Genomic DNA, 17,644 nt, shown 5'->3' on the forward strand with positions numbered 1-17,644 from the left:
ATTATTATTACGGGAATAATATATCACTATCAAACGCCTTTAAACAACCATTTTTGGTAAATTTATATAAAATTTCATTAAATTGTAATATTCTTCCCCCTTCATCAGGGTAACCTTCACTATTTAACTTTTCAATATAAAGAGCTAGCATACCTGCCATATAAGCAGATGCCATGGATGTTCCGCTAGAAATAAGAGGTTCCCCTTTTAAAGAAACACTTTTTATAAACTGACCTGGAAGAAGTATGTTAACACCTCTGCCTAAAGTTGTACCTCTCCAAATATCCCCATCTTTAGCTAATGCACCTACACCTATTACGTTTTTATACTTAGCAGGATATAATACTTCCGATTTCTCTTGTAAACCAAAATTTCCTACAGAAGACACAACAAATATTTCTTTTCTTATCGCTTTATTAATAACTTTTTTTAATTCTTCATTACCACTCGGACTCCCTAATGGTAATAAAATTATATCTACATCCTGTTTTATTAACCAATTAATACCCAAAACTATGTTATCAATTTCACCCTCCATTTTATTATCCAGAGCCTTAACAACAAATAATTCCGAATCAGGAATTATACCGAACTCTTTATCTTTTAGTATGCCAGCTATGTGAGTACCGTGACCATGATCATCATAATAATTACTTTTCTTACTAAGAATATTGATTCCATTTGTAACTTCAATAAAATTTGAAACCCCTGTATCAATCAGACCCACCTTTATACCCTTACCATAAACATTATACTTCTCTCTAATATTATCTATTTTTAAATAATTATATGCCCAGTTCTCTTTTAAAAATTGATCACTTCTATATGTAAATTCTTTTTCATTATTACTATGGAATCCAGATAAAAACGAGGCAGATATCAGAAGACTTAGTACCACTAAAAATTTCCTAATTACCATAAAATACAATTCATTCCCATCCTTATAAATATTATCAATGTATATAATATCATATTTTTACATTTTTTATGAATACTATAACAAAGAGAGGGGGTACCATTTATTTGGACGATCATAGATTTTAATGTTCAAAATAGCCAACTATCCAAAAATCAGATAGCCGGCTATTCATCTTTAGTAGGTATAAGGTTTAAAAGTCCGCATACTTACTCTATCTCCCTTTCTGCATTGGAGAAATAAGTATGTTCTATGTAGATTTCTATGAAAGCTTATTCATAATGCTAGAACTCTTCATGTTGTATAACTGATTTTCTACTGGTATGCATGAACAAAAAAAGAAACTACACATGTTACGTCGGCTTTAGCGCATACCGTGCATGTGTAGTTTCTTTTTATGGTTTGATTATTCCTTTTGTAGCAGCTGCTTCAATTTCTTCAATGGCCCAATGTGTAGAAGGGACATCACTAAATGTAGACGTTGTGATTCCTTTTAAAGCCGGTCGTTCAAATAATTGGTTGAGTACTTTTACGGCTTGTGCCCTTGTTAAGGAACCGTTTGGATTAAATGTCGTTTCACTATTCCCCGTCATAATTCCCCATGTACTTACTTGTTCGATTGCATTTGCAGCCCAATGATTGGACAAAACGTCTGTAAATGATTGGCGATTTCCAGAGACATGGCAAATTGCTTTTGATGGATATTGTGCACATAGACTTTCGGTCCAATGCGCCACTACATTAGCCATTTCTGCGCGTGTAATCGTGCCATTTGGATTGAATGTCGTTTCTGTTGCACCTTTAAATAAGCCTACTTGCTTCACAAATTCAATCGCATCTTTTGAAGGATGATTGGCTGTATCCTTAAATGAAATATCAGTCGTTGATGGAATATTACCATTTGTTAAGAAACGCGCTAGCATCATTGCCATTTGTGCACGTGTTACTGATGCATTTGGCATAAATGTGCCATCTGGGTATCCCTGAATATAAGGTGCTAATCGATTCACTTCCATCGCTTCATGAACTTTTGAGGCATAGACTAAGCTAAATGTAGAGAAATGGTCTATTTCAAACTGGAACCCTTTCACGCCTGTTTCAAATTCCACTATACGCCCTTGTTTTACTTCCGTGGTAGCGTCACTATGCTCTATATAAACGACTAATGTAGCCAATTGTTCATTTGTTAGCTTAGCTGAAATTGGTAACGTAATCGTTACGGGGCGATTGTTTAGATTCGTTTCAATTATCATGGGTGTTCCTAATAATGAAACTACTGCTCCGTCGGGCATTGCTTGTTGGATTTGTTTATTTTGTAGTGCATTCGTATGAATCACTTCATGCTGTTGTGCCTTGACGGGCGCAATGCGGAAGAATACATCTTCTGTCACGCCATCGAATGATGTAGATGGCACCTTCAAATGTGCTAGCGCTGTTTGCATGAAAAAATTAGTTTTTTGATTGTTTAAAAATAATCCTGCATGTCTTGAAAGTTTCAAATAAGCCTCTGCCTTAGAAGTTTCTGCTGGGTATATGAGACGAATTGTTTGCGCATCTTGATTCGTCATTTGTTGTACTAGCATTTGCGCATCATCCAATAAAACGTTTGCTCGATACTTCACAATACCTTGTTCAACAGAACGAATAATGTCTATGGTACGTATTGACTTCGGTTCCACAGGATTTACTGGCTGTGGAGTCGTTGGCTCACTTGGTGTAGGTGTAGGCTTTTTCACTGTAATTGTTGCCGTCTCGGATAACGTACCATAGGTTGCTGTTACCGTCACCGTTCCTGGTGCGATGGCTGTGAGTTCGTTATTTTTCATCGTGGCGATGGATGGATCGCTTACCGTAAATGCTGTATTTACCGTTTGGTCTTGATTGCTCCCATCTGACAGGTGTTCTACTAACTGGAATTTTTGCGTATCTCCTACTGTTAAGTGACCCGTTTTTGGTGATAGAACAAGGCCCGTTGTTGTAACTGGTGGTATATTCACCGTAATCGTTGCAACGGTTTCATTGCCCGCCGTATCTCGTGCATATACGGAATATATACCACTCTTGATGACTTCGAACGTTAATTCATCAATAATGTCCGCTCCTCCACCTGAAGCAAAGAAAGCAATTGGCAGCTCTCCCTCTGCCCAGCGGACAGCATTCAATGTATTGCCTTGAGTTGTTCCCTCCGTCTCACCTTCAACATCAACTAACACCGTTTTATTGGTAGGTGTTACAAAGGAGGGTGTTAATGTTAATTTGGGTGCTTGCTTGAATATGTTCGACACATTGATTGTGGATTGATTAAAATTACCTGCAGTATCCTCTACATAAACTGTATATACACCATTTTTAGGAACAAAAAATGTATTCGTGAATGGTGTTCCTTCACCTGCTTGAAAATAAGCAGGACTTTGTAGCCCCTCCGCCCAAAGCTGTTTACTGATTGCCACATTGTCCACTGTTGTAGCATTTATTGCAATATCCTTATTGGTTACAGCGGTTGTACTTGCCGTGAGTGACACATCTGGTTCTAGACGATCAACATTGGAGACAATGACTGATAGGATCTCATTCCCAGCATGATCTTGAGCATAGACGGTGTATGGGCCATTGACGTTCGCTGTAAAGCTATGAGTAAATTCAGTACCACCAGTAGTGAAATAACTCTCTGCGTGAGTACCGGCTGCCCATTTTAGTACCTTTACTCCACTAATCGTATCAGTTGAATTCACCTGTACTGTTACATTTTGATTGGTTGCTTGGTTAGGCGTCAGTGTATGTAAAAGATTTGGGCTGCTGTTGTCGTATATAACTGATGAGCCATCTGTTGTGGTCGTAAGCTCAGTGCTTGGAATCCCTTTATCTGAGAATACAACAGCAGACACTGATAAATCTCCTTCGTCCACAGCATTCGTTAACTCAAGAGATACTGTCCAGTCTGTTCCCGCTCCTGAAGGCGTTAACTCTATCCCAGCAATTTTCAAAACAGGGACTGCAATCGGCATATCTGTTTGTAAGAAAACCGTTACCTCATCACCCTTTTTGGCATATACAGGATGGCCATTATTAGATGAAATCTTTAGTGATTTCACTAATGGAGTGACCCGATCAATCGTATACTTGGAAAAGCTATGATTAATCGTCTTTGTCCAACCATCGTTAAAGTCAACAAGGGCGGCCCACTCCGCATTAGATGGAATGTTGACGGCGTTAGTTGTGGTTAGTATATCTACGCCATTAACGGAATACTGAAAAATCGTATTGCCAATTGCGTGTTGATTTGTGCTTTCAACCTGAAAAGAATTTATTGTTGCCCAGGTAGCGGTTGCCGGAATACTCATGGCATTGTTTGTTTGAGTTATTTTACCGAAGTTACTATAGGTAAACTCTTCATTCCAACTATTACGGTTCCAACCGTTATCAAAATAGTTCGAGGGAGTAACCCAATCAGCATTAGTAGGCGGCGTAGAGCTTTGCTGTACTACACCATGAAGGCTAAATGTGTATTCGGTTACAGTACCGGTGTATGTATTATTGGTAACTGTTTGGTAACTACTCATAACTGTTCCCTCGAGGGTAGCGGCACTAACTTGAGTTGGATTGAATAATGTTGCAAACGATCCCATTATTGGCAAAAGTAATAGGACTATTGCTAATGTGGAGAAAACGCCTCTTTTTTTCATGGAATTACCCTTCTTTCTCTCTTTTATTTCTATCTGGCCCCACAGGCTGACTTCATTCGATGCCTTATTGACATCCCCCTTGATAGAAAGATAATGAATATCCTTCCTTTCTATTAATAAATACGTATACTCTCTTAAATGTACTATAAATATTAATAGATCGATACTAACAAATGTTAATATTGAAACGATTAACATGTGAAATAAGGACCCATCATCAATGATTCATGGCAGAAAGCGATAGGTCCTATTTTGTCCTATTCCCCCTTGAAAAGACTCCTCAACACTTTAGATATGTTACATTATAAAATCACCACTATTCAGCGTGGAAGGACGTGGAAAGTTAAACATTAGTAACAAGGCCCATGTTATTACTAATAGTAAACAGCTTCAGCTTCAGCTTTAGCTCTATTCCCCTCTTCCTCAGTCCATTATGATTCCATACAAAAGAAAAAACACCCGACGTAAGCGAGCAAACTAGTCCCATTTGAAATGGATAGTTTGAACACTTTCATTCGAGTGTTTTAAATATCTCTATAAGATTTATAGAGATTATGAAAAATATTTCACGAAGTTTTGTATACTTAGACAGCTCTTCATGCTTCTGCTTGTAACGCCTCAATCGTTTGAGCTACTTGCTCTTCTGTTAAATGGTGACGCACGATGTAACGGTTGCGCGCATGCTTGGTACATTCGATTGTACAGCCACCTAAATGCTTTGCTTCATTTTTTTCAGAAGCAATGATTTGCTTGTTACATTCAGGGTTTGCACAGTTAATGTAACGTTCACAGGGTTCACCGTCATAATGATCACGACCAATAATCACATGCTCTACTTGATTAATGGGCACCGTTAAACGCTCATCAAATACATACATTTTTCCGTCCCATAATTGACCTTTTGCTACAGGGTCTTTTCCGTATGTTGCAACACCGCCATGTAATTGACCGACATTGCCAAAGCCTTCACGTTTCATCCAGCCTGAAAACTTCTCACAACGAATCCCACCCGTGCAATAGGTTAAAACATTTTTTCCCTCGAATAACTCGCGGTTTGCACGTACCCATTCCGGTGTATCACGGAAGTTTTCTACTTCTGGTCGAATCGCACCACGAAAATGGCCGACATCGTATTCATAGGTGTTACGCACATCTAATACTACTGTATTTTCATCTTGCATTTCAGCAAGGAATTGTTCTGGTGACAGGTAGCGCCCTGTTAATTCATGTGGGTTTACGTCTTCTTCTAAGCCTAAGTTTACTAACTCAGGTCGTGGGCGTACGTGCATCTTTTTGAATGCATGCCCGTCTGCCGCATCCATCTTGAAGACTATGCCTTCAAATAATGGATCAGCTTGCATGTTTGCCATGTATTGCTCTGTTTGCTCAATCGTACCTGACACAGTACCGTTAATGCCCTCATTGGCTACTAAAATACGACCTTTTAAACCAATTTCATTACACATGGCTAAGTGCGTTGCTGAAAATTCAGCAGGATCTTCAATCGTTGTGTAATGGTAATATAATAATACTTGATAATTCATTGTTTTCCACCTATCATTTCAATATTTGCAGGATATTCCTGATAGTGTCTTTTACGACCTATTAACCATAAAGGAAAATCACTTAAAATGCTATCGGTAATTAGACTGAAATGGGTATAACTATATTAATAAAGAATTTGCAAAGTGGACATTGGAATATTTTTACAAATAAATGTAATTCCACCATTAGGTCCGACTCCGTTTATTAAGATTATTCAACAATAGACCTGAGTAAATTTCCCCACTCTTCAGGGCAAAATAAAAACACCCCGAAGGATGTTAAATACTTTGATTTCGTTTGAGTTGGTTTTCAATACCAGCACGATCAATTTGAATCCAATATTCTGCTATTTTTCCATTTTCAATTCTATAAACTGCGCTTGCTATTTCTATCACTGGAAGCTTCGTTGGCTCACATCCATCGACCTCGCCAACATGCGTCCCAACTTGTTTCCAGCGTACATATACTTTATGATCTTGTACAATAAATTCTTGGATTTCTAATGAAAAATTGCCATACGCTTCTACCATTTCTTTTACATGGTCAGCATAATCTTTTGGCGTTCTTTTAACCGTTAATTCTTCTTCTGAAATAACTTGGTGTGCCAGTACTTGGTCTGCCATTAATTCAGTTGCGTAATCGGGATTTTTGCCTGAACGTACTTCTTCAAAAAATTTCTTAACAATATGCTCTGGTGTCATGATAGTCCTCCGTTGCTATATATGATGAAGGGGGTATTAATATCTCCCATACTTCATAATAATGTAAGAGTCATTGAATTGGAATCTAATTCTACCATTTTCACTCTCATAGCCCCACCAAACGTTGCTCTCTTGCTTTTGGATGCAGGTTTCAAAGCAAAAGCAGTAGTACCTTGTCTATGTGCATAGGATATAATAAATCATAAAAAAGTTTGAATGAATACATATTCTATCAATAAAAATACTCCGATAAAAAGCCAACCATAAACTTTTTGCTCTCTTTGAAATTCTTTAATCCCTAAAATTAACATCAATAATCCTAAGAAGAATATCATTAAAAAATTCAACTGGTAATCGTCTGTGATAATTCCGTAAGTTGAGAGTGATACTACTATGATTGAAAAAATAATTTGTAATATAGTTAGCAAAATAATCATCACCTTTTAGATATTGTATCTTTGATTATACAATACAACTAATAACATGGATATAATTCCCAAAAAACCTTTTGTTTTAATTTCTATACCTAATCTGTAAAACATCTGCTGGTTATGTATGTCTTGCCGCTAACACATTTATCGGGCGCAGTAAAATGGGAATATTTTCTCTGACAATCACTTTTATGTTAACATTTAGTCACGATTATCTTAGATAAATGAGAGGTGTTTTACATTCCAAAATGTACAATTAATAATGTAGATTTGTATTATGAAACAAAAGGACATGGAGAGCCATTAATTTTTACTCATGGTGCATCATGGGACCATCAGCAATGGGATAAACAAGTGGATTATTTTTCTAAATATTATCAAACCATCACCTGGGATGTTCGTGGTCATGGAGCTTCATCTCTTCCGAACGGGAAGGTAGATGCTGAAGATTTCACTAAAGATTTAATTGGTTTGATGCATCATCTAAAAATTAGACGGGCCCATTTATGTGGTTTATCAATGGGTGGACATATTTCTTTACAAGCCGCCATTCACTATCCAGATTACGTAAAATCACTTACATTAATAGGGACCCCCTTCACAAACAAATTTAATTGGTATGAAAAGATACTAGTTCCTGTTAATCGATTTTCTAGCTTATTCATTCCAATGTCACTTCTAGCAAAAATACAGGCACATACACTATCAAAGTTTAACGAAGCAAATAAACACTATATTTATTCCACAGTTGCAGCAATGTCTTATAAAAATTGGATTCGAATTTGGAATGCCGTATCGAGAATGGAAAGTGGCCATGAATTAGGAAAAGTAAATTGTCCTACCTTATTATTACATGGTGACCACGATACGATGATTCAAAGACAACAAGAGTATCTACATATAAAGATTAAAAAGTCACAGTTAAAAATAATTAAAAATGCCCATCACGCAACTAATTTAGATAGACCTGATCAAGTTAATGAGTATATCCACCAACACCTGATCCACACATCAACGACTATTTAATGTTCTATAAGTGTTGCTTGGCAATAAAGTTTGAGCAAAAATACCTCGAAAACCCTTATTTTACGTTAAATAAGTAGAATCCCTTTTGAAAAAGATTAATCAAAAGGGATTTTCTTTAGCAGTTTGAAGTTAGGTTTTTATAAAAAAGTTTGATTATTTATTACCTGTGTTGCTCCACAATCGCGCACGATTGTTGAAGATGGTTTCACTTAAACCACCAGCAATTGTAATAATGGATTGAGAAGAATACAGATTTAGAAAGTCTCCATATACAGGTTTTTATTCATATAACACCCCTACAATGTTTTCTGCAAAATTTTGAAAAGTCTTATTGTAAACTCTCTTTATATACCTTTGTATAAAAAATGTATAAACAATATCCAATGAAAAAGCCAAGTAACGTTTGTTTTACAGCGTTTCTTGGCTTTTGTGTCTACCCAAACCTTTATTTGGGAACGTTATTTCGTTATTGGATGTACAGATATACAGCTCAACTTCTTAACATTCATCTTGATAAATTTGAACTGTTTTAGGTTTTAAATTAACTATATTTTTAAATACTTTAAGATTTTCTATATGTCTAAAAAATTCATCTAAGCTTTCAAAATCCATTGACCATTCTGTAACTTGTAATTTTTTAAATTCATCAATAGGAGTAAATAATAGTTTGCAATGAAGCTGGCTCATTCCTAAATATTCATCATCTTCGTATTCAGTAAACTGGCGTACAAACGAAAAATGAAACATTTCTTTACGGTAAGTACCACATTCGAATAAAATTTCCTTTTCATCTTCTCCTACAATATCTTCCTCACAAAATTCTTTAAATGTTGTCCAAATAGACGCTACTGAATCTGTATCAACATTTATTTTTCCTTTCAAATAACCTTCTACTTCTTGAATCCTCACTATTTATCGCCCCTCTTGTTACTTGTTTAACCTTTATTAAGAATAAAGAGCCAAGTCTAAATAAGCAAATAAAGTTACCAAAGCGTCGTTTGGAAATATATCTTTAAAAATTGTTATTCAATAATATGACCCGTTTATTGAACAAAAAAATCGTGCATATCAGCATAGGATTTTTAATCAACCTTTATTATGAACGATCAATCTTTTTTATAAAACTACACTATGCCGTAAGAATTATTTTTTGTAGATTTTTACTGCATCTTATGTTTCAATTCTTTACTTAGCCGACCTACGCAAATGCCTAATTTGCTCTAGCTCTCTCCCACGTCCCCTATAAACTTTGCATCCTGCGCATTACTTACTAGAATCATCAGCCTCTACGCATAATGGGAAAATGTCCGAAGCAACAATTGGAGCCAATCTAATGCGAGTAACCCCGTTGTACGACATAAGATGAGCCTATTATTCTTCCTATGTATAGACAGTTAAAAATCATTAAAAAGGAAAGAGACTCGCCATTTTTTGGCGAATCCCTACATTTTATCTTTCATTTGAGTATGATTTATAATCTTCTACATAGTTTATGGCACACATAATGGAGTAGTTAATTCAACGTAATTGCCATTTCCGCGTTCGGCGCACCAGCAAATACAACCGTTCCGTTTTTCGGCAGCTTTACTTTGTTATTGCCGCTCACAATTGTAAAGTTGACGCATTGTCCGGCCTCATCATACACGGCAAACGAACTCTTTGCTGGCAGCTCCACAGTCATTGTTTTCCCTGCTGCTGCTTGAGGGATCGTAAACCATTCCGCATGCCCATTTGCTTGCAGCTTAACTTTGGATGATTGGCCTGCATGCAGTGATTTCAAGTTGGATCCACTGACATATATTAATCCGGACATCTCCATATATTCATTACCGCCTTCTGTATAGAAACGAGATTCTGTTGTATCACGGCCTGCCATCACAGGGATCTGAAGCTGATGCGCGGCTGTATTTGGACCTGTAATTTTTCTGCCATTCCAATAGCCCTTTAGTTCTTCATCGCGAGTAATTTGTGTGGTAAGCATCATTGGTAAGAGATATTGAGCAGAACTAAATTTCTCGTTGACGAGATAGAACTTAACGCCTTCCCTCTTGGCCCATGCGGCAGCGGTTTCCTTCGATAACACATTGTCTTCTAATTTCTCGGCTAAATATTGAGTAACCGCTACTTGACCTAAACCTGGTAAAGTTATAAATGTGCTTTCCACCAAATATGTTCGGCCATTCTTCTCTGTGACGAAGTTGAACTTGGAGGTACCTGTTTCATTAATAAAGCTTCCATTCGCAGTATATACATATTTTTCTTCAGAAATAGCTGGTAAAAGTAGTTCTCCATTGTTCGTAATTTTTATTTTAAAATGACTGAAGCTATTGCCATAAAAACCTGCTTTCTTTACTATGTCTTGAGGCATCTTGGCCTTGATTGGCTTGCCAAAGGATTTGTTCGGCTTAATCTCCTTAATCGTGCCCTTCTCCTTAAGCGCAGCGAGCAATATTTCTGTCGCCATCATTTGATTTGTAGAGCTGCTACCGCCCGATGACAATACAGCCACAGCCATCTTCTGTTCAGGAAGTACGACCAATGAAGCATGTTGCAGTCCTGTATCGCCACCTTTAGCTAAGCCCTTTATCCCGTACTCACTGAATGGATATAGCTTCACACTATCCCAGCCAAGACCATAGTTGATGATATTGGCTCCATCCTCTGGCCACATTCCTTTTTTATATTCTTCTTGCTCCATCGCCTTGACTGCCTTATCAGAGAGAATTCCTTGTCCCTGTCCCATAAATATTTGTGCGAATCGTACCATATCTTCTGCTGTGGAAGAGATCCCTCCCGTACCAATCACATTCACCGATTCAGCAGGAAGTTGCCCATGGTACGTAGGAAAATAAAGTCCAGCTCGCTTATCGTTTTCCTCTTTGTCCTGCGGTGTTTTCGTATGATTTAGCTTTAAGGGTTTTGTAAACCGTTCATGTATAAATTCAGTAAAGCTCATACCGCTTACTTTTTCCACCATAATCTCAGCCAACGTAAAGCCGTTGTTGCAGTATACCGAGAATGCACCTGGGTCCGCCTTTAAGCTTTGGGTGGACAATTGTTGCAACAAGTTGTCATGGGCGTAGGTATCATTATCGTCAAATAAAAAACTATTACCATACCCAGTACCTTGCAAGCCGGATGAGTGGTTCAGCAGCATACGTGGCGTAATGCGTTTGTAACGCTCGTCTTTCATCTTGAAATCAGGAACATAGTGAACGACAGGAACATCTAAATCAACTTTTCCTTCATCGACCAATTTCATCACAGCCGCCGTTGCATACATTTTACTGACTGAACCAATTCCATATAGGGTATCTTTAGTCAACGGCTGTTTTCCTTTCATATCGTTCTTCCCAGTCTGACCCGACACAATAATATGACCATTATCAATTAGCGCATACTGTACACTTGTTGTCTCATAAGACTTAATGAGTAGATTAGCCTTCTCTGCCGCAATTTTTTGCAGAGCTTGGCTAGCAACTTCCTGGCTAACCAAAACCGTAGACTGATTGTTGCCAGAAGCCGCCAGAGCTCCTGTTGGTAGGCTAATCGTTAACGCTAATGTAGCAGCTAACACCCCAGATAATTTTTTCTTCATGAAAAATTTCCCTCCTTAGATAGGTATGATTGATTTTAAGATTTTCATTTCCCAAAACCAAGAAACATTTCCTATAAATAGAATATCTTAGTTTTATAAGGCTCGTAAATACATTGATAGGCTTATACCATATCAGTCTTAAGACTTATATTTGACTAAATTAGCTTTGTTGGTCACCCTCTATTATGTATGACACTAAACTGTTCGAAAGTTCAGTTGTTCTCATTCCTTATGACGCCTACAAAAAAAGACAAAAACAAAAAAGCCATCCATATTGAATGACTTGTTATAATAAAGTACCTATTCTCCTTTATATGAGAACAAATCTAAAGAGCATGTTTTGAAAATAATGATTGTCCAAAACATGCTTTTTAGTGGTACCGCCTTTTATTATAATCGCTCTAAATCCTGGTATTCTTTCATATAAGGGCCATCTTCTGCCACATATGAATGATACAAAGCTTTTACTGCGAAATTTTTCTCTAATCCCATTTCAGATTTTAGCTTTTTTAGTTCATCATGTAACGCTCGATGTTCATTGATAAGCTTTAGCATAATTGTTTTATTATATTTCATTACATCCGTCCTTTTTTATAACTTGAATGATTACAACTTTAAAAATAGTTAAATTCTAGGAAATCCCGTGCTATTCTACAGGCATCTGAAAAAGTTGTATCTGCCTCTTTAAGGCTTTTTCAATATACGTTTTAAATTTCACCTTGTCAATCTCGTGTAATTTGCTGAAGCTTTATCATACCATTGAAGTGGACCTGATATACCACCATAATATTTTTTTAACACACTAAAAAACGGATACTAATTCACCTTCTGTACAAACTAAACTCAGGAGGTGATTTTTAATGGCAAACAACAATCAAAACTTTAACTCAAAAATTCCAAACGCAACTCCCAACGCAATGAACGTTGAATTTGGAAATGAAACGGATGTTAATCAAATTAAACAGCAAATCCAACAAGCTGAGGCTAACAAAATACAAGCTTCTGGTTCAACGAACTCGATGAGCCAAGAATTTGGTATGGAGACGAATGTTAATCAAATTAAACAACAAATCCAACAAGCTGAAGCTAACAAAAACCAAGCTTCTGGTTCAACGAACTCGATGAGCCAAGAATTTGGTATGGAGACGGATGTTAATCAAATCAGACAGCAAATCCAACAAGCTGAAGCTAACAAAAAATTTGCTTCTGGCCGATTTGCAAATGAAAACAACTCAAAATAATACGCATCAACAACAGCCTGCAGCCTCTGCTGGCTGTTGTTTTTTTAACTTGCCATGGTAAGTTAAGTATTTAACACCAGTAACCATTTCTAAGCACAACACCTTCGCAATCAATAAATACTGTATGGTTCCTATATAGAAGTCCTACATCCTATAACTCAGAAAATTCAGCAGTCAAAGTATTACTAGGTCAAGAAAATCTATTATCTTATTTAGTCAAAAGGATAAGGCAACCTTAAGATATTTTCATCATCGTTTACTATTTCATTGGTGTTACCCGTATGTAAAAGCATTGGTTTAATTGGAGGAAATACCATCACCTATCCCCCCTCCTATACTACCGAAGTCTGTCGGTACTCTTCACTCGAAATTCTATTTCTTCAATTTAATTAACATTTTATTAAATAGGAAAGATAAAAAAGGATATTTATCGTACATTATTATTATGACGCATAATTTATTATTTAATACGAAAGAAGTGACAAAGAAGTTACTAGGTTAATGTTAAATAAAAAATGTTCTCGTAAATTGATAGTTAAAAAGGAGGAAACAAAATGCAAGAAAACCGTGTGAGGTTGAATGGAGGATTTAATAACGACGTTTTTTATATCAAAGACAAAGAAAAGATCGCTAGAATTTCTGAAAAGAACAAAACAAAGGAGATGGTTTTACAGGAAATAGCGTGGATGAATTTTTTATATGAAAAAGGTGTTCTTGTACCCAAGCCAATAACTCCTTTAGAATATGAGGAAGAACGGGTAAAAACATATTTTGAATTTATGAAGGGAGATCACATTGATGTTACAAATAAATCCCACTGGAATGAAAAAACGTTTAAAAAAATTGGTAAAATTTTGGGGAGAATGCATGCACTATCCAAAGATTTCAAATTACAAACGATAGAACGTCCTGAATGGAAAGTTGAAAACCCTGATGTATTTAATATTAGAGGCAAGTTAGAACCATGGATTAGCGAGAAATATAAAAAGCTGGGGCACAGTCTCACTTCATACACGATTACTCCTGATACTTTCGGGCTTATTCATAATGATTATCATCAAGGAAACTTCATTATTAATGAGGAAGGTAGTATAACTATCATTGATTTTGATGACTGCTCTTTTAATTGGTATGCTCAAGATATTGCAGTAGCTTTCTATCATGCTTATTGGCAGCATAGCTCATACAATGACAGTACAAATTCTTTTTGTGAACTCTTTATGAGTAATTTTTTTGCAGGCTATAGAACAGAAAATATGCTTCATAAGGAGATAATTATACAAATTCCTATTTTCTTAAAAATAAGAGAGATTTATTTATATCAATTATTTAAAGAAAAATGGAATACAGGTAATTTAGAAGAATGGCAAGGATATACTTTACAGAATTTAGAAGACAAAATCAGAAATCAAGAACCATATGCCGGTATTAATGATTTTTCCATTTTTTTATAAGTTGTTTCAACATGTACATACTCCTATATCTACAGTTGCGGTTTAGTTGGAGATACTCCTCAGACGATTTATAAAGTTTATGCACATTTATTTTAAAAAGATAAGGTACATGCATTCTAATCTCATGGATGAAATCATCACTTATAAAAAATTGGGGATACATGCTTTTCCCTACCTCCATATTAGTTGAATAAGCAAATTGACTGCCTCATACAAAGGCAGTCACAATTGCTTATTTAAAACCCTCAAGCACAATTTTCCCAATGGTTTTTCCATTTTCTAGAATAGAGTGCGCCTTTCTCAAATTGTCTGCATTAATGGGATATAGAATTTTAGTTATTGTGGTTTTTAAAATATTACTATCCACTAGAATTGCTATTCTATTTAATAATTTATGTTGTTCATTCATATCTTCAGTCTGATACATAGATCGTGTAAACATAAACTCCCACACAAATGTTGCGCTTTTATTTTTAAGTAATGTCAAATTCATTGGCTCATCTGTTTCTACAATAGAACAAATTGTTCCTTGTGGAGCGATAGCCTCCGCCATATTGACCCAATATTCTTGTGTCGAATTCAAACATAGAATATAATCAACTGCTTCAAAACCTATTTTTTTTAGCTGTGGAATAAATTCCTCATAGTGATTGATCATAAAGTCTGCACCTAGTTCAGTAGCCCAAATGCGTGACTCTTGTCTAGAAGCTGTACCTATAACCGTTAATCCAGCCCATTTAGCTAGTTGGATTGCAATAGAACCTACCCCACCAGCTGCACCAATAATTAAAATTGTTTTATTTTTATTTTCGTTTGAAAAATGACTAACTTTCATTCTATCAAATATGGCCTCATATGCAGTAATTGAAGTCAATGGTAATGCGGCAGATTCTGCAAAATTTAATGACTTTGGCTTATGACCTACAATTCTCTCATCGACAAGATGAAATTCGCTATTACAGCCTTGGCGAGTTATATCACCAGCATAATATACCTCATCACCAGGTTTAAACAATGTACATAGAGGACCAGCCTCGACGACAATGCCTGCCACATCCCACCCTAAAATTTTAGGAATTTCCTCATACTTTTCTTTCGGAGATCTAACTTTATAATCAACAGGGTTCACTGAAACAGCCTTTACTTGAATTAATAAGTCCCTATCCTTAGCTACCGGCTTTTCTATTTGTATATCTAATAAACTCTTTGCATCATCAACAGGTAAGTATTGATGTAGACCTACAGCTTTCATTTTTTCCATCATTAAAATTGCTCCTTTTCCATTCATTTTTTAATTCTTTATATCAGCTATAATAATACGATGATATATTTAATGTAAGTACGCACATTTTTGTTGGATAGTATCAATTTGTATACTAAATATTTTGGAGGTTATTTTATGACAGATAATAGTAATTTAACTTTATATACTGCTTGTCCGGATGCCTATGGATGTCCAGTTGAAGCAACACTCGCAGTAATTGGTGGTAAATGGAAAGGTGTGATTTTATATCACCTTATGTCAGGGACGAAGCGTTTCAATGAATTTAGACGTTTATTGCCCGATATTACTCAAAGAATGCTAACGTTACAACTTCGTGAATTAGAAAAGGATGGCATAATCCATAGAGAAATCTTTAAAGAAGTACCACCCAAAGTAGAATATTCATTAACTGAATTCGGTCGAACACTCGAACCAATAATCAAACTGATGAGAGATTGGGGGGAGCAGTATAATTTAAAAAAATAATATCTTCTTCGAGTAACAAAATATGTAAATATTAAAAATAGGATGCGGCCGTAAAATGAACAAGAGCCGTTAATGCTCTTAATTCATACCAAATTTAAATCAGTGACCATTTGTTTTATAAAAAGCACGCTCATGTTGAGGGTGCTTTTTTCCGTTTAACCACCCTATTTTTCAGAATTATAATTATGAATTTTTAAGAAAGACTTCCTTTAATAGTAAATACACTATTAAGAATAATAAAGTTACTATGCCAATTTCATAAATTATTCTTATCATATCAAGCTCATAAATTGGATAATAATCATCAACTTGGAATTCCTGCGTGTGTAATTGCCATAAAGGAACATACCTTTTATCATAAAATTCAAGATGTGGCCCCCACTTTAATGACACAGGTACGTACAATATACCTATACAAAAAATTATACTGAAATAGCCAGAAAGCAAAATTTTCTTCAAGATACCAATCCCTTTCTCATATATGTAATTATTAGTTCCAACATCTTTAGCTTGTACCTCTCCATCGAAAGGTAGGTGGAACAAAAATCGGAAGTGAAGAATTAAAAAAATACCCATTACGGAGAATGACTTAGGGTCTTGCTGGTATAACGAAAATCCCCCCTATAAAACCTTCTTTATAGATGGTCCTGATACCTTTAAATTATCAGAAACTGTTAGATAGATTGATGGAACTTTTGGCGCCTCTAAAATCGGGTTCTATTTAAAGTTGGAATATTCTGTTAATTGAGTATGTATTTTTTACAACTCCACAAAGTTGCTGTAGATACTGGTTCTATACCAAACACAACACAAAAAATCCCACGGAAAAGCAGACTTCTTTTCCGTAGGATTCTTTTATCATTAATTGAATATCATGTTGTACTTATAGTAGTGATTACCCACCCTATTATTATAAAAAATGAACGAATGTGCTCCAAAGATGTCAAGGTCATAGAATAGTTAACGAAACTCCTGGCGCTAACACTTTAATAAGCGGATACATTTTGCAATGGTTCCTGTCCAACTGGACGATTCTATGGAAGATTAGAATGTGCTTTTTTTTACATTAAAGATAAACTGCTAAAATCGATAAAATGTATCTTCACTATCTGCCATTGGCGGCCTAACGCTTCACTCTTTAACATATTCTAGAATAATGTTTTTTAGACAGAATTCGTCTTTATTCTACACAAACTGTATTGACTTTATATTTCCCTTATATAATACTATTTTTAAGTATGATAAATCTACCAAAGTTTTAGTATGTTATCCAGTAGTAAAGCCTCTATCCATTATATA

13 protein-coding genes are annotated in these 17,644 nt (G+C 35.8%); 4 read left to right on the forward strand and 9 right to left on the reverse strand.

Annotated features, from left to right (window positions below; translation table 11 throughout):
• Positions 1-7 precede the first annotated feature (7 nt).
• From ACOZBY_RS12025 to ACOZBY_RS12045, 5 genes are all read right to left on the reverse strand, one after another.
• Positions 8-919: a S8 family serine peptidase gene (locus tag ACOZBY_RS12025; protein WP_281487140.1), complete on the reverse strand. Its 912-nt coding sequence runs from the start codon at positions 917-919 to the stop codon at positions 8-10.
• Between the two features lie 392 nt (positions 920-1,311).
• Positions 1,312-4,599, reverse strand: coding sequence for an S-layer homology domain-containing protein (locus tag ACOZBY_RS12030; RefSeq protein WP_422762407.1), 3,288 nt, complete (start codon positions 4,597-4,599; stop codon positions 1,312-1,314).
• Positions 4,600-5,195: 596 nt separating this feature from the next.
• The gene (locus ACOZBY_RS12035) at positions 5,196-6,143 is read right to left on the reverse strand and encodes a rhodanese-related sulfurtransferase (protein ID WP_422762408.1); all 948 of its coding nucleotides are present in this window, start codon (positions 6,141-6,143) and stop codon (positions 5,196-5,198) included.
• Between the two features lie 279 nt (positions 6,144-6,422).
• Positions 6,423-6,845 carry an ester cyclase gene (locus ACOZBY_RS12040; RefSeq protein ID WP_422762409.1) on the reverse strand — a complete coding sequence of 141 codons (423 nt, stop codon included), beginning with the start codon at positions 6,843-6,845 and terminating at the stop codon, positions 6,423-6,425.
• Between the two features lie 200 nt (positions 6,846-7,045).
• Positions 7,046-7,282, reverse strand: coding sequence for a DUF3953 domain-containing protein (locus tag ACOZBY_RS12045; protein WP_230586158.1), 237 nt, complete (start codon positions 7,280-7,282; stop codon positions 7,046-7,048).
• Between the two features lie 225 nt (positions 7,283-7,507).
• Between ACOZBY_RS12045 and ACOZBY_RS12050 the strand changes: the two genes are divergently transcribed.
• Entirely contained in the window at positions 7,508-8,302 is a 795-nt protein-coding gene (locus ACOZBY_RS12050) for an alpha/beta fold hydrolase (protein WP_416277765.1), read from the forward strand.
• Between the two features lie 498 nt (positions 8,303-8,800).
• Here the strand turns inward: ACOZBY_RS12050 and ACOZBY_RS12055 are convergent, their stop codons facing one another.
• The 3 genes from ACOZBY_RS12055 to ACOZBY_RS12065 all read right to left on the reverse strand — a co-directional run bounded on the left by ACOZBY_RS12055 (position 8,801) and on the right by ACOZBY_RS12065 (position 12,476).
• Complete coding sequence (locus ACOZBY_RS12055) at positions 8,801-9,211, reverse strand: hypothetical protein (protein ID WP_036215994.1); 411 nt, start codon at positions 9,209-9,211, stop codon at positions 8,801-8,803.
• Positions 9,212-9,815: 604 nt separating this feature from the next.
• Entirely contained in the window at positions 9,816-11,900 is a 2,085-nt protein-coding gene (locus ACOZBY_RS12060; RefSeq protein ID WP_036215991.1) for a serine hydrolase domain-containing protein, read from the reverse strand.
• Positions 11,901-12,290: 390 nt separating this feature from the next.
• The gene (locus tag ACOZBY_RS12065) at positions 12,291-12,476 is read right to left on the reverse strand and encodes a hypothetical protein (RefSeq protein ID WP_012294276.1); all 186 of its coding nucleotides are present in this window, start codon (positions 12,474-12,476) and stop codon (positions 12,291-12,293) included.
• A gap of 284 nt (positions 12,477-12,760) precedes the next feature.
• Between ACOZBY_RS12065 and ACOZBY_RS12070 the strand changes: the two genes are divergently transcribed.
• Positions 12,761-13,141, forward strand: a complete 381-nt coding sequence (locus tag ACOZBY_RS12070) for a gamma-type small acid-soluble spore protein (protein WP_099805195.1) — start codon at positions 12,761-12,763, stop codon at positions 13,139-13,141.
• A gap of 554 nt (positions 13,142-13,695) precedes the next feature.
• On the forward strand, positions 13,696-14,595 hold the full coding sequence (locus ACOZBY_RS12075) for a phosphotransferase enzyme family protein (RefSeq protein ID WP_422762410.1): 900 nt from the start codon (positions 13,696-13,698) through the stop codon (positions 14,593-14,595).
• Positions 14,596-14,827: 232 nt separating this feature from the next.
• Here the strand turns inward: ACOZBY_RS12075 and ACOZBY_RS12080 are convergent, their stop codons facing one another.
• Entirely contained in the window at positions 14,828-15,883 is a 1,056-nt protein-coding gene (locus tag ACOZBY_RS12080) for a zinc-binding alcohol dehydrogenase family protein (RefSeq protein WP_012294273.1), read from the reverse strand.
• A 111-nt stretch (positions 15,884-15,994) separates the two neighbouring features.
• Here ACOZBY_RS12080 and ACOZBY_RS12085 point away from each other — a divergent pair, with 111 nt between their 5' ends.
• Positions 15,995-16,345, forward strand: coding sequence for a winged helix-turn-helix transcriptional regulator (locus tag ACOZBY_RS12085; RefSeq protein WP_422762411.1), 351 nt, complete (start codon positions 15,995-15,997; stop codon positions 16,343-16,345).
• Positions 16,346-17,644: the final 1,299 nt, after the last annotated feature.

Source organism: Lysinibacillus sp. NPDC056220 (assembly GCF_049315265.1).
In the GTDB taxonomy this organism is placed as follows: Bacteria; Bacillota; Bacilli; order Bacillales_A; family Planococcaceae; genus Lysinibacillus; species Lysinibacillus pinottii.